The organism is Amycolatopsis sp. NPDC059027, from assembly GCF_042739735.1.
Lineage (GTDB): Bacteria > Actinomycetota > Actinomycetes > Mycobacteriales > Pseudonocardiaceae > Amycolatopsis.
The window spans coordinates 69651-83938 of record NZ_JBHYIK010000029.1; the positions used below are offsets into that span (position 1 = coordinate 69651).

At 71.8% G+C, this 14288-nt stretch carries 11 protein-coding genes; 3 read left to right on the plus strand and 8 right to left on the minus strand.

All coding sequences use genetic code 11. The annotated features are described in order from the left end of the window. Positions 1 to 708, minus strand: coding sequence for a response regulator (locus ACFWY9_RS21230; protein WP_378331356.1), 708 nt, complete (start codon positions 706 to 708; stop codon positions 1 to 3). 13 nt (positions 709 to 721) lie between these two features. Further along, on the minus strand, positions 722 to 2143 hold the full coding sequence (gene eccB / locus ACFWY9_RS21235) for a type VII secretion protein EccB (RefSeq protein ID WP_378339714.1): 1422 nt from the start codon (positions 2141 to 2143) through the stop codon (positions 722 to 724). A 158-nt stretch (positions 2144 to 2301) separates the two neighbouring features. Between eccB and ACFWY9_RS21240 the strand changes: the two genes are divergently transcribed. Beyond that, entirely contained in the window at positions 2302 to 3432 is a 1131-nt protein-coding gene (locus tag ACFWY9_RS21240; RefSeq protein WP_378339682.1) for a type VII secretion protein EccE, read from the plus strand. Between the two features lie 86 nt (positions 3433 to 3518). On the opposite strand, the gene eccD is transcribed toward ACFWY9_RS21240, so the two are convergent. The 6 genes from eccD to ACFWY9_RS21270 form a co-directional block, all read right to left on the minus strand. Beyond that, positions 3519 to 4892: a type VII secretion integral membrane protein EccD gene (eccD, locus tag ACFWY9_RS21245; protein WP_378339684.1), complete on the minus strand. Its 1374-nt coding sequence runs from the start codon at positions 4890 to 4892 to the stop codon at positions 3519 to 3521. Between the two features lie 145 nt (positions 4893 to 5037). Next, positions 5038 to 5361, minus strand: coding sequence for a YbaB/EbfC family nucleoid-associated protein (locus tag ACFWY9_RS21250; protein WP_378330814.1), 324 nt, complete (start codon positions 5359 to 5361; stop codon positions 5038 to 5040). Then, complete coding sequence (locus ACFWY9_RS21255; protein WP_378339716.1) at positions 5358 to 5843, minus strand: hypothetical protein; 486 nt, start codon at positions 5841 to 5843, stop codon at positions 5358 to 5360. Before ACFWY9_RS21255 ends, ACFWY9_RS21250 begins: the two co-directional genes overlap by 4 nt. After that, positions 5840 to 7207, minus strand: coding sequence for a WXG100 family type VII secretion target (locus tag ACFWY9_RS21260; protein WP_378339686.1), 1368 nt, complete (start codon positions 7205 to 7207; stop codon positions 5840 to 5842). Before ACFWY9_RS21260 ends, ACFWY9_RS21255 begins: the two co-directional genes overlap by 4 nt. Before the next feature lie 2 nt (positions 7208 to 7209). Continuing rightward, positions 7210 to 8274: a hypothetical protein gene (locus ACFWY9_RS21265; protein WP_378339688.1), complete on the minus strand. Its 1065-nt coding sequence runs from the start codon at positions 8272 to 8274 to the stop codon at positions 7210 to 7212. Positions 8275 to 8308: 34 nt separating this feature from the next. After that, positions 8309 to 9088 carry a WXG100 family type VII secretion target gene (locus ACFWY9_RS21270; protein WP_378339689.1) on the minus strand — a complete coding sequence of 260 codons (780 nt, stop codon included), beginning with the start codon at positions 9086 to 9088 and terminating at the stop codon, positions 8309 to 8311. Positions 9089 to 9237: 149 nt separating this feature from the next. Between ACFWY9_RS21270 and eccCa the strand changes: the two genes are divergently transcribed. Next, complete coding sequence (gene eccCa / locus ACFWY9_RS21275) at positions 9238 to 13191, plus strand: type VII secretion protein EccCa (RefSeq protein ID WP_378339691.1); 3954 nt, start codon at positions 9238 to 9240, stop codon at positions 13189 to 13191. 248 nt (positions 13192 to 13439) lie between these two features. Continuing rightward, positions 13440 to 14144 (plus strand): S1 family peptidase, encoded by a 705-nt coding sequence (locus ACFWY9_RS21280; protein ID WP_378330809.1) that lies wholly within the window; start codon positions 13440 to 13442, stop codon positions 14142 to 14144. Positions 14145 to 14288: the final 144 nt, after the last annotated feature.

The following is a 14288-nucleotide window of genomic DNA, read 5'->3' on the forward strand; positions in this document are numbered from 1 at the left end:
TCACCGCCCGCCCGGACGCCGCGGCGTGCCGGACGGTCCGACGAGCCCGCGCCGGATCGCCTCCTTCACCAGATCGGGCCGCCTGCGGTACCCGGTCTTGTCGCGCACGCGGTCGAGATACCCGCGGACGGTCCGCACGCCGATGCGGAGGATTGTCGCGATGTCGACGTCCCGCTCGCCCGCCGCGACCAGTCGCAGGACCTGCTCCTCGCGCGGGGAGAGTTCCGTGTCGGGGCCTGCCGCCGGGCGGTCGGTGTTGTCCTTGATGATCATCCCGGCCACCACGGCGGAGACGTACGCGCCGCCCTCGGCGACCGTCCTGATCGCGATCAGCAGCTCGTCGACGTCGACGTCCTTGGACAGGAACCCCTTGGCCCCGGCCGCGATCGCGCCGAGCACCTGTTCGGACTCCGCCTGCGCCGACACGACGAGCACGTGATGCCCGAGTTCGCACACCTCGAGCACCGCCGCGGCGCCCGCGACGCCGGGCAGCCCGAGGTCGAGCAGGACCACGCTGCCCGGCGGCTGCCGGTGCACGTGGAAGCGGGCGACCGAGTCCACCACGGCGCCCAGTTCGATGCCCTCGGCTTCGGCGAGCACCCGCTCCACCGACCGCCGGTACAGCGGATGGTCCTCGATCACCGCGACCCGGATCCCCGTGGTCCCGCCGGTATCCGGTGTCGTCTCGCCCGGTCGTTCGTCCGTCATCTGCACGACTCGCTCACCCCGTTCCACCCGAGGGCACCGCCTGCCCGGCCGCGGCCGGGTCCAGCGCGGGGCCCGTCGGCATCAGTGCCAGCAAACCACTGGAGACCGGTTGGCGGGCTACGGAACCGTAGCCGAGTGAAGCCAACGCCTTGGCGTCCGCCACCGGATACTTCTGTCCCATGTCGGTGACCACGTAGACCGTTCCCGAACCGGCCTCGGTGACCACCGCGCCGCCCGAAGGCGGCACGAAAACCTGATCCGCCACGCGCGCGTCGGCACGGGCGGGCACGGCGATCGCCCGCGCGCCATGCGGCAGCGGGACGTCGCCGGAGACCAGGACGCGACCGTCCTGCGCGCACAGGGTCACCGAGGTGCCGCTGATCGCCGCCTTCCCCGGAATGCGGTCCGGGTACCCTGCGGGGTCGGCGCCGCCCGCGCGGGGTTCGCCCGCCTTCCGCACCGCGGCGACGTCGGCGGCCTTCATCGGGACGGGCGCCGGACGTCCGGGATAGGCGCGCGCGTTCTCCGGGGTGGTGACCACCAGGCTCGCCTGGGTCTGGCCGATCGGTTCGAGGCCCTCGCGGCGGACGAGGTAGTACGACGTGGCGTCCGCCGCCGAGGCCATGGTGTCGACGACGGCGAGGACTTCGCCGACGCGTGTCGGGGCGCCGCCGACCCGCGGGCCGGACGCGCCGGCGTCGGCGATCGGGATCGCGCCGAGGTCGCGTCCGGCGGGGACGGTGTCGATCCACCGCGCCGAGACCGCGATCGTCGGGTAGCTGTCGAACTGCAGCGCGGTGGCGGCCTCGGGGCTGAGCTTGAACCGCCGTCCCCCGGTGATCAGGTACTGCTCGCCCGCCGGGATCCGGACGATGATCCCCTGATCGCGAGGCAGCTCGACGCCCGAACCGGACGTGCCGAGCACGACCGCGGTGAGTGGCTCGGCGGACGCGGGCGCGTCGGTGGTGGTCCGGCTGCAGCTGATCCACGGCGTCGTGACCAGCGCGGCCGCCGCGGGCAGCGAGTCGGGGGCGCCCGGGATGCCGATCTGCGTGCCGCGCGCGGCCGTCCCGAGTTTCTTCGACGGCACCGAAACGGTGGCGTCCCCGTTGCCGCCCGCCAGCAGCCGCGCGGAGGCGTAGTTGAGGACCGGGTGCAGGGCGCCGTCCTGGCCGAGGACGTACCGCGCGCCGGTGCCCTCCTCGACGATCACCTTCCCGCCGGCGAGCCAGTCCTTGCCACCGGACGGGTTGAGCAGGCCGATCACGCCGTACACCGCGGTGATCAGCAGTGCGGCGGCGAGCCCGAGGATCGTGCCCAGCACGAGGCGGCGGCTCGGCGACACCGGGTGGTTGGCGTCGGCGGCGACGAGCGCGGACACCAGCCTGCGGCGCAGGAACTGATACGCCTGGATCTGGTCCCGCTGCGTCCACACGCTTCCCAAGACCCCCGGTCGTCCTCGATCCGCCCCATGCCGAGGCGCCGATGCTAAGAGCGGACGCGTCCGGACGGCGAGGGTAATTTTTACGCCCATGCGCGTGCGCGGAAAGCGCTAGCGTCGCCTCACCGGTCCGGGGTAAGGGAGGCGACGCCGTGTCCGCCAACACCGCAGCTGCTGAACCCACCGAAGCGGCGCCCGCGGCTTCGGGAGCGCATCGCCCGCCGCCTCGCCCCGGGACCGCTGGAGCCGCGCCGCTGCCGTGGCTGCTGCCGATCCGCCCGCTGCAGGCCGCCGTGTGGGAGATCGCCGGGATCGCGGTGCTCGTCGCCTTCGCGATCCCCGGTGTCGCCCAGCCGGCGCGGATCACGATCGCGGCGGTCGCGGCGGCGCTGGTGCTCTCGACGTCGGCGCGGTTCGCGGGCAAGCACGCCGCGGGCTGGGCGCTCACCTGGCTCGGCTACCGGCTGCGGCGGCACGACGACCGCCACGACAGCCCCGACCCGCTGCACCTCGTCGCCGGTCCGGTGCGAGTGCGCCAGCACGTCGACCGGGCCGGGAACCGCTTCGGCGTGGCGGAGATCGACGACGGCTGGAGCGCGATAGTGCGGCTCACGCCGGGGCCCGGCGAGCCGTCGCCGGACACGCTCGTGGAGGTCCTGCGGGAGCGCTTCCGTGACCCCGCGATCCCGCTGTCCAGCGCGCAATTGCTGACCTGGGCGGTGCCGCGCGAGGCGGGCGGACAGGTTTTCCGGGTGCGCTGGCTGACCGTGCGATACCGGCCCGAGGAGGCGCCGATCGCGGCGCTGGCGCGCGGCGGCGGCGAGCTGGGTGCGTTGCGCAGTACGGCATGTGCGGCGCTGGGGTTGATGGGCGCGCTGGCCGAAGCCGGGTACGTCAGCACGGTGCTCGAAGCCGGGGAGCTGGCGAAGGAACTGCGTGTCGCGCTGGGTGTCCCGGAGGAGAGCCCTCGCGAAGAGGCGTCGCTGCCGGACGGCTGGAGTTCGTGGAAGTGGGGCGAGTCGACACAGGCCTGCTTCTCGCCGCGTTCGGAGCGGGATTTGGCGCGGATACTGGATTTCTCGGCGTCGAAGGCGGCGTTCACCGCGACGTCGTACACGCTGCGGCGGACGCCGAGCGGCAAGGAACGCGCCGACGTCACGATCCGTGTCGGTGCCCGTCCCGGTGCTTCGGTGCCTTCGCCGACCGGGGTGTCGGCGGTCCCGCTGCACGGGCGGCACGCCTCCGCCGTCCGCCGCACCCTGCCCCTGGCGCTGGAACACTGACTCTCCACAGTGGACGGAAATGCCGTTAAGGCCACCTTACGGGCGTCAGACGCCCGTAAGGTGGCCTTAACGGAGCCGCCGGGGACTCAGCTGACGAGGTCGTAGATCCCGGCGATCATGCCGGCAAAGGGCACGAGGGCGAGCAGTGTCAGGAACTCCGTGACGTCGAGCAGCCGTGACCAGTACGGCGAACGCACTCCGCGCGCGACCCGCGTCGCGTAGACGAGACAGACGATCGCCGCGACGACGACCGCGAACCCGGCGGCGAACACCGCGGTCCGCTGGCCGCTCGCGGCGAGCCACACGCCCGCCGTGACGAGTGTGAGCCCGCCGAAACCGACGAGCACGAACCGCTGCGCGCGTCCGGCGTAGGACCGCGAGCGCAGGAGCCACGCCAACCCGAGCAGCCCGGCCAGCCCCGCCTCCCACGGACCGCCCGCTCCGGCGAGCACTGTGCAGGCGGCCAGGACGACCAGGCCCAGCGCGATCAGCAATCCGGTCAGCAACGCCTGCGCGCGCGAGGTCCGGCCGACCATGTCCGCGCCGAGCGACGGCTGTTCGTTGGCACGGAAGGAATCCATGTCGTCCGGCACCCGCGGCAGCGGCAGCCTGCCGAGCCGCAGAGCGAGCATCGGCGCCACCGAAGCGAGCGCGGTCGCGATCACCGCGACGACGGAAGCGGCGGCGACCGGGCGGACGTTGCCGACCAGGACGACCCCGGTCGTCACCGCGCCGAACCCCGCCGCGCCGGTGACCGCCACGAACCACGGCAGCCGGTCGGCGACCGAGACCGCGGCGAGCACGCCGTACACCGTCACCGCGGCGAGCCCGGCGGCGAGCGGACCCGCCGACAGCGAGAACAGCGGATGTGGCGGCAGGATCGACATCCCGGCCAGCAGCGCCACGCCGGCCCCGGCGAGCGCGCCCGCCGCCCCGGCCTCGGCGTCGCCGTAGGCCCGGCTGAGCGCGCCGCCACCGAGCAGCAGCACCAGGGCGAGCAGGCCGGACCCGATCGGCGCGAGCACACTGCCCGCGGCCGCCGACTGCACCAGCAGCCCGCCCGCCAGCAGCAGCACGAACGCGGCCACGATGCCGGACCGCCGGGCCACCGCGGGCCCCCAGCCGCCCCGCGTCTCGGCCACGCTGGCGATGGAGTCCACGACGTCGTCGAACAGCAGCGGGCCGCGAGGACGTTCCCGCGGGGTCAGGTGCAGCACCTCGCCGTCGCGGACCTGGGCGGCTGCGACGGTCAGGCCGAGCGCGAGCGGCGCCCCGCCGAGGCGGGACAGCACCCAGCCCGGATGCTCGGCCGACGCCTGTCCCGACGCGCCCGCGAGCCGCACCAGCTGCGGGACCAGCTCGGCGAAGGTGCTCTGCTGCGGCAGGGCGACGTCGACGCGCGCCCGCGGCGTCACCACCGTGACGCGCCGCGTCGTCCCCGCGATCGCCGGTGCGCTCATGCCCGGACCTCCGGCTGCTGAAGGGAACCGGGGGTGCGCCGGGCAAGCTGGAACCGAGGGACGCCCTGGGTGCGTTCAGCGCACCGAGGGACGCCCTTGTCGCACCCAACGCACCGAAGGCGTCCCTCGGTGCATCCGCCGACGCTCATCCGACCGCCTTGGCTGCCTCGATCACCGGCGCGAACTTGGCGCTGGACGCCTCGGCCAGCTTCTGCAGCCCCGCGTTCACCGCCTCCAGCACGATCTCCGACAGGTTGCGCGCGTCGTACTCGCGGATCGCGCGCGGGTCGATGTCGACCGAGGTGAACCGGCCGTCCCCGCGCAGCACGACGGTGACCTCGTTCTGCCGCGAGTGCGCCTTGACCTCCATCGCCTCGACGGTGCGCTGGATGCGCTGGACCTCCTCGGTCTGCTTGCGCACCTGCGCCAGCAATTCGTCCATGTCCGGCGCCGCATAGGGGTCGGTCACTGCTCTTCTCCTCCTGTGTGTCGCACGTGGACACTGCCCACGAACCGCTGGAAATCCCCGGTGAGCGCCCGCGCGTCCGCGGGCGCCGCCGTGCAGGCCAGCTCCAGCACGAGCCGGCCGGACGGCCCCGGCACTGTCAGATGCACCTGGCTTTGCACGAGTTCGAAACCTTCGCCGGTCCGCAGCCGCAGCACCTGGGTCATCCCCGGCGCGGCCGGGCCGCCGACCGCACGGCGGCTGAGCACGTCCAGCCCGGCCATGGCGCGGCCCAGCCGTTCGACGGCTTCCCCGGCGATTTCGGCGATCGACGCCGGATCCGGTCGCTGCTGCACGCCGAGGGTGATGTTCGGCGTGAACTCCCCGCCCGGCGTGGGCCGCACCGCGACGAACGCCGCCCCTGCCGCGCCCGCCCGCTCGGGATCCACCGGCGTCCAGCCGTCCGGGACGTCGAAACCGAGCGGCAGCGTGGTCACGGCGGTCACCACGAACTCACCGCGGAAACCGCGTCGTCCCAAACGGATCCGACGGCATCGGCGGCCTCGCCCGCCGCGGACTCGACAGCGTCCACGGCCGCGCCGCCGTATTCACCGATGGTGTCGGCCACCTTCGGCAGGTCGATGTCGATCTTCGCGCCGATCCCGGCGCCGAGGCCGAGCGCGACCCCGGCCTTGAAGTTCACCTTGATGTGCCCGGACTCGTACACGGCCTGGCCGTCCAGCTGCGCGCCGAGTCCATATTGGAGGGTCCCGTTCGCGCCGACCCCGACGCCGGCGACGTCGGCCGCCACCTCGCCTTCGACCTTGCCACCGACGAAGGCGTTGGCGTGCAGGCCGACGCCGTGCTCACCACCCTGGAGCGAGCCGCTGACCTCGCCGCCCGCGAACACCGTGCCCTTCGCGTGTGCGCCGGCGACGCCCCACTCGCCCTTCAGTTCACCCTCTTCGTGCAGCGCCGCGAGTTCGGCGTGTCCGGACGCCTTCACCTCCCAGCCCTGCGACGACACCTTCGCGTCCCAGCCTGGCGTGAGCCCGTCCTGCTCGTGCGCCCACTTGTAGTACGTGATCTCGGTGTTGCGGAAAGCCTTGTCCCGCAAGCCTTCCGGCTCAGGCCGTCCGAACGGCGTATCGGCCTTCTTCGGTGCGCGCGTGCCTTGGAGCCCGTCCCAGGTGAGTTTCTTCCACCCGGAGTTGCCGAACCAGGAATACGCCGCATTCCGCGGGCGCTTGCGGCCGTCCAGCGGTTCGCCGTTGAGCCAGTGCAACGCACCGCCGCCCCACTTACCGAGTTCGTGCTCGAGCCTGCCCGGCCACTCGGGCGGGAACAGCCGGGCCAGCGCGTCACCGAGTTCGTCGGCGATCTGCCGCGCCGCCGCCGCGGCCTGTTCCCCGAAGTCTCGCGCGGCGGTGAGGAACGCGTCGACCGCGCCAGGGCTCACCGAACGGGACTGGTTGGTGAGCAGCGAGGCGTACTGGTCGAACTGCGCGAGGATCGCGTCCACCGCCGCAGCCGCCGACTGGAACAGCTGCGCGGCAAGGGAAAGCCGCTTCGCCTGATCGTCCAATTTGGACGCCACAGCGGCCAGGCCGGTGCTCAGCTCCCGCGAGGCGGAAGCGAACGCGCTGTAGGCTGCACCTTCCCAGTCCGCGTTGAGTGCCCGCGCGGACTCGCCGATGTCGTTCGCCCGCCCCGAAATCGTCGCCGCCCGCGCGGAGCACCGCTGGGCCGAGGCGGTCAGAGCTCCGGGGTCACCGGTCACCCGGCGACGGCATTCCACCAGCACACGCCGGTAGGCCGCCAGCACGGAGCCGACCGCCCCCGACGCGTCGACGACCCCGGAGCCCCACATCGTCAGCGGCCCTTCGCCGTCGAATCGGCCCCTGCTGTGTGATTTCCGGCGATGTCGACATGTTGCTCGAAGTGCTTGCCGTTGTAGGTCATGTCGATATCGATGTCGACGTCTCTGCCGCCCGGCGCCTCGATCACCGACTGGCCGGTGTTCAGATCGGTGCGGATGACGACCTCGTTCGCCCCGCCCGGAGCGGGCGATGGCGCGGGCACGCTCGGCGGCGAGGCCGGGCGGTCGACCGGGATCCAGCTGTTGGAGGCGTCCGCACCGCCGTGTCCCCAAGCCCCGGAGGTCCCGGACAAGGCGGGCGGCTGGTACTGCGTGAACGACGGCTGCGTCGGGATCGCCGCGCCACCACCGGAACCTCCGCCGACACCGCCTCCGGTGCCGCCGATCGCCTGCTGCCCGGCCGCGCTCGCCACCGGCGGGGGCAGCTGCGGGGCGGTGACCGGCGTGCCCGACACCGCGGCGTTGCCCGCGGAACCCGCGCCACCGCTGGAATCGTGGTGGCCGAACAGCTTCTCGATCTCCCCGATGATCTGCGCGAGCTGAGTGACCTGGTTGGCGAGGTCGACGACGCCGAGTGCCTTGAGCAGCGCGCCGATCGCGGTGATGAACGCCCGCAGCGACGCGCTCGTGGCCGTCGAGAGGGCGACCGCGGCGCCGTAGGTCCACCAGTTCGACATCAGCGCGGCGACCGTCGGGTTCACCGCCGAAACCACGGCGCGGTAGGCCTCCTGCGCGGTCTTGATCAGGGTGCCGGACACGCCCAGCAGTTCGGCGCCCTTCTTCACGACGTCGACGATCTTGGTCAGCTGGTCGAGCGAGTCGGTGATCTTCTTGATCGCCGACTCCGACGCCGCGCCGGACCAGATCTTGCCGAGCTGGTCGGCCGCCTTGTGCAGTTCGGTGTACAGGGAAAGGAACTCGTTGGCCTTGCGCAGCAGGTCGAGCACGTGCTTGGCGATCTGCTCCGGCTGGCCGGTGACGATCTGCGGCAGCACGGTGATCGGCCCGCCGGAGGACGCGGTCGCGTCCATCGCGCTGGAATTGGGGAAAGTCAGCATCGGACCTCACTTCGGGAGCGGCCGGGACGGGAAGTCATACGGAGGCGGGCCGGTACACGCTGACCTTCGCCAGACCGTGGATCCCGGCGTCGACCAAACCGTGGTTGTAGAGCTGCCCGCCGTCACCGACGACGCCGATGACCGGGGCTCCGCCGGGAGAACGCAGCGGCTCGACCACGACGACGTCGCCGCTCTGCACCCCGCCGGGAACGTCGCCGAAGCTGCGCGCGGTGCCCGCGTACACCTCGATCAGCCCGGCACGCGCCTGGTTGTCGGCGTCGCCGGCAAGCCAGTCGTTGAAATCGGCGACCCCGTGGAAGCGGGCGTCGGTGATCGGGTGGTGCCCGAGCTGGCCCAGCCGGGCGTCGCCGAGGTACCGCAGCACGTTCCCCACCGAGCCGGGCTCGCCGCCCGCGCCCGCGCTGTCGTTGATGGCGAGCGTGGCCAGCTCCGCGGCGTGCGAGTTGCCCCAGATCGACGTCCCGTGCGCGGTGCCGCCGGGCGCGTGGCCACCGCCGTAGCCGCCCGCGACCGCCTCGTCGGCGGCCTGATAGGCGTCGGCGCTGTCCTTGACCAGGCCGTTGATCTGTTGCAGCAGCTGCAACAAAGTGCGCACGGCGGTGATCTGGCTGCTGTGCAGCGCCGCGTTCGCCGCCGCGACCGCGCTGCCGAACGACGCGAACGACATCGGCTGCACGATCATGCGTTCGAGGTCGGCGACCGCGTTGATGCCATGGGCGATGATGCCGCCGACATTGCCGACAGCCGAGCGCATGGCCTCCGGTTCGGCCCGGTACTCGCCCGTGCTGACCATGGCTCTCCTTCCCGCTGGGGTGGTGCTGACGAGCAGGTTAAGTTCGCCGTCGCGTGCGGGCGGACGGCAAAAGTACCCACCAGCGCGGCGGGAAGAGTGACCAGAATGACTGGCGGATTACCCACAAAGAAGCCAGGAAGCGCCCCTCGATGAACCCGTCCCGCGATCGTCTGGACGTCCTCGGTGACCTGCCCGGCGAGATCGTCCTGCAGTCCCCGCCCCTGCTGCCCAAGAGCGGGTCCGGCGGGCTGATGCAGCTGATGATGTTCCTGCCGATGATGCTGGGCATGGGCGCCATGTCGTTCGTCTACATCGGACGCGACGGCGGGGTGATGACGTGGATCTTCGGCGCCCTGTTCGTCACCGCGATGGGCGGCATGGTGGTGATGTCGCTCGGCCGCGGCGGCATGGCGAAGAAGGCGCAGATCAACGACGAGCGCCGCGACTACCAGCGCTACCTCGCCGGGTTGCGCGGCCAGGTGCGCGACATCGCCGACGCGCAGCGGGCCACGCTGACCGCGGCGCAGCCGGACCCGGCGGATCTGTGGGCCTACGTCGAGACGGGCAAGCTGTGGGACCGGCGGCGCGAGGCCGCGCACTTCGCGCAGGTGCGTGCCGGGACGGGGCCGCAGCGGTTGGCGACACCGCTCAAGGCGCCGCAGACCGTACCACTGGAGGACCTCGACCCGGTGTCCTCGACCAGCCTGAAACACTTCATCCGCACGTATTCCACCGTCGACGGCCTGCCGGTGGCGGTGTCGCTGCGGTCGTTCGCCGCGGTGTCGCTGTCCGGCCGCCGCCCGGACGCGCTCGGCATGGCACGGGCGCTGCTGGCGCAACTCGCGACCTTCCACTCCCCCGCCGACCTGCGGATCGCGCTGTGCGTCGCGGACGACCGGCGGCACGACTGGGAATGGGCGAAGTGGCTGCCGCACGCCGCGGCGCCGACGGCGGCCGACGCGACCGGACCGCGACGGCTGGCGGCCGCCGAGCTGGGACCGCTGGCCGAGCTGCTCGGCCCCGATCTGGGCGAACGGCCGCCGTTCAGCCGTCGTCCGGCGTCGGCGCCCGATCTGCCGCACGTCGTGGTCGTCGTCGACGGCGGCCAGGCGTTCGGGGAACCCCGGCTGGTCAGCGAACACGGCAGGCTCGGGGTCACCGTGCTGGAGATCGGCGCCGAACAGCCGCGGACGACGTCGAGCGAACTCCTGCTGAGCCTGCACGTCGCGCCGGAGCAGCTCGGCATGGTGATCGCCGACGGCACCGAACAGCGCCTCGGCTTCCTCGGTGTCCCGGACCAGCTCGACCGCGGTGCGGCCGAGGCGCTGGCCAGGATGCTGACCCCGCTGTACCAGGGCACCGCCGTGGTGGCCGAGAAACCGATGTCCGCGACGTTCGGGCTGGCCGGGCTGCTCGGCATCGGCGACCCGCGCGACACCGACGTGGCGGTCACCTGGGCGCCGCGCTCGGCACGGGACCGGCTGCGGATCCCGCTGGGCGTCGACCCCGGCGGACGGCCCGTCGAACTGGATCTCAAGGAGTCGGCGGAGGGCGGGATGGGCCCGCACGGGCTCGTCATCGGCGCGACCGGGTCGGGGAAGAGCGAGCTGCTGCGGACGCTGGTCACCGCGCTCGCGGTCACGCATTCCTCGGAAAGGCTGAACCTGGCGCTGATCGACTTCAAGGGCGGTGCGACGTTCGCCGGGATGACCGGGCTGCCGCACACCTGCGCGGTCATCACCAACCTGTCCGACGACCTCGCGCTGGTCGACCGGATGGCGGACGCGCTGAACGGGGAACTGTTGCGGCGTCAGGAACTCCTGCACGCGGCGGGGAACTACGCGTCGGTGCGGGACTACGAGAAGGCCCGCGAGGGCGGGGCGAACCTGAAGCCGCTGCCGTCGCTGCTGGTGATCATCGACGAGTTCAGCGAGCTGCTGTCGTCGCGGCCGGAGTTCATCGACCTGTTCGTCGCGATCGGGCGGCTGGGCCGCAGCCTCGGCATCCACCTGCTGCTGGCGTCGCAGCGGCTGGAGGAGGGCAGGCTGCGCGGGCTGGATTCCCATCTGTCGTACCGGATCGGGCTGCGGACGTTCTCCGCCGCGGAAAGCCGTGCGGTACTGGGCGTGGCCGACGCGTACCAGCTGCCGCCGGTGCCGGGTTCGGCGTACCTGAAGTCGGACAACGACACGCTCACCCGGCTCAAGGCCGCGTACGTCTCCGGCGAACTCCCGCCGCGCAGCACGGTCGTCCGCGAGGATGGCGAACGTCTCGGCGTCCTGCCGTTTTCCCTTTCCCCGGTGGATATTCCGGTCACCGAAGAGTCCACTGTGGACGAATTGTCGACCTCGCCGAGCACCGGCGAGACGATCATCGGCGCCATGCTGTCGCGTGTGGAGGGTCAGGGTCCGGCCGCGCACCAGATCTGGCTGCCGCCGCTGGCCGAACCGCCCACTTTGGACCAGTTGCTGCCCCCGCTCGGCGAGGATCCGGAGCGCGGCCTGTGCCCGCTCGACTGGGGTGGCAACGGGAAGCTGACGATCCCGGTCGCGCTGGTGGACAAGCCGTTCGAGCAGCGGCGCGACATGCTGTGGGCCGACTTCTCCGGCGCGGCGGGGCACGCACTGATCGTCGGCGCCCCGCAGAGCGGCAAGAGCACGCTGATGCGGGACATCGCCGCGATGCTCGCGCTGACGCACACGCCGTCGGAGGTGCAGTTCTTCGTGCTGGACATGGGCGGTGGCGCGCTGGCGCCGATCGCCGGGCTGCCGCACGTCTCCGGCTACGCCACCCGCCGCGACGCGCAACGCTGCCGCCGCGTCGTCGCCGAGCTGACGACGTTGCTGGAGCAGCGCGAGGAGTTCTTTGCCGCACAAGGCATCGAGTCGATGGCGGCGTTCCGCTCCGGCCGCGCGGAATTCACCGAGAGCACCGACGGCCGCGAATTCGGCGACGTGTTCCTGTTCGTGGACAACTGGACCACGATCCGCCAGGAGTACGAACAACTGGAGGAGCAGATCACCGGTCTCGCCGCGCGAGGCCTCGGTTTCGGCATCCACGTCATCGTTTCGCTGAACCAGTGGATCGGTGTCCGCGCGCAACTGCGCGACGCCGTCGGCACGCGGTTCGAACTGCGACTGGGTGATCCCGCCGACTCCTCGATCGACCGCAAGATCGCGCAGAACGTCCCCGCCGACGCGCCGGGCCGCGGCCTGACCGCGGAAAAACTGCACTTCCTGGCCGCACTCCCGCGCATCGACGGCGACCAGCGCCCGGACACCGTCGGGGCGGGCGGCGTCGACCTGGTCCGCCGTGTTTCCGCCGCCTGGCAGGGTTCCCGGGCCCCGCAGGTCCGGCTGCTCCCGCCCGAGGTGCCATTGGACTCGCTGCCGTCAGCGCCACACAAGCACGTCACCCTTGGCATCGCGGAGTCGACACTGCGGCCGGTGCACCTGGATTTCGCCACGGATCCGCACTTCCTGGCCTTCGGCGACGTCGAATCCGGGAAGAGCGCGCTGTTGCGCGCCCTGGCCCGCGGCATCTCGGCGGCCTACACCCCCGACGAGGCCCTGATCCTCGTCGGCGACTACCGCCGCACGCTGCTCGGCGCCGTCGACGAGCCGCACCTGCTGGGCTACGCGGGCGCCGAGAACACGCTGACGGACCTGATCGGCCAATGCCAGACGGCCATGCGCAACCGCCTGCCCGGCCCGGACGTCACCCCCGACCAGCTCCGCAACCGCTCCTGGTGGCGCGGCCCCGACCTGTTCGTCCTCGTCGACGACTACGAACTCGTCGCCGCCGTCGGCCGCAATCCGTTGCTGCCGCTGCTGGAATTCCTTCCCCAGGCCCGCGACATCGGCCTCCACCTGATCATCGCGCGCGGCTCCGGTGGTGCGGGGCGGGCGCTGTACGAGCCCGTGCTGCAACGGCTGCGCGAACTCGGCTCGCCCGGTCTGATCATGTCCGGTGCCAAGGAGGAGGGTCCGCTGCTCGGCGACGTCAAGCCGTCACCCCAGCCCGCCGGCCGCGGCACCCTGGTCTCGCGACGGCACGGCACCGGTCTGATCCAGGTCGCCTGGACCAAACCCGCCGACTCCTGATCCGCCGGCGTTTTCGAGCGCCCCAATGTGGCATTGGTTGCGTCCAACGCACCGAACGCCACATTGGGGCGTTCGGGCCACCTCGGATGCGGAGCCGGAGTCCTGGGGCCTCACCCGGTTGGCCCACTACGTTCCTCCGGCGCGATACCGACTTCGGTAGGTTACGAAGTCCCCAACCGTCCACCTAGGTTGGTGAAATCGTTTCAACCGGAACGAGCTCCCCGAACCCGTTGGCCGGAGGACGTTTCATGCGATTGTCGAGGGCTGTCGCCGTGGCAGCCGGAGCCGCCGCGGCGCTGAGCATCGTCTCAGCCGGTGCCGCGAACGCCCAGGAGGACATCATCGGCGGCGGAACGGTCAGTTCCGCGCCGTGGGGTGCCCAGATCTACTGGAACAACGTCACCGACAACGGTGGCTTCGAGTGCTCCGGGACGATCATCGCCCCGCAGTGGGTACTCACCGCGCAGCACTGCCTGAACAAGCCGGGCATGCACGTCAAGGTCGGCGACGTGAAGCTCCAGCAGGGCACCGAGGCCGCTGTGGACCAGCAGAAGGCCTCGCCGAACGGTGACATCGCGTTGCTGCACCTGACCAAGGCGGTCACCACGACGTTCATGAAGCTCGGCACCGGCAACCCGCCCAACGGTGCGACCAACCAGATCTACGGCTGGGGCCGCACGCAGGGCAGCAGCCCGCCCTCGAGCACCCTCAAGACGGCGAACGTGAAGGTCACCGGGACCAGCACGGACGCCTTCGGCGGTCAGGCCATCGCCAGCAAGGGCATCAACGGCTCGGCCTGGCACGGCGACTCGGGCGGCCCCCAGCTGGCCGACGGCGTGCAGGTCGGGGTCTGCTCGACCGGCGAGAACAGCGGTTCGGACCCGCAGGGCACGCAGAATTACGCGAGTGTCGCGCACAGCCGCGACTGGATCAAGTCGACGGCCGGGGTCTGACCTCACGCCCCGTCCGGCGCACCGAAGGTCCCCTTCACCGCATTGCCCGCGGTGAAGGGGGGCGTCCGGGCGTCTCCCCGCCCCCCACCAGTGTCATTTTAACAACTGTCGGGGGCGGCCACAATCGAAGTGTTGATGACGGGG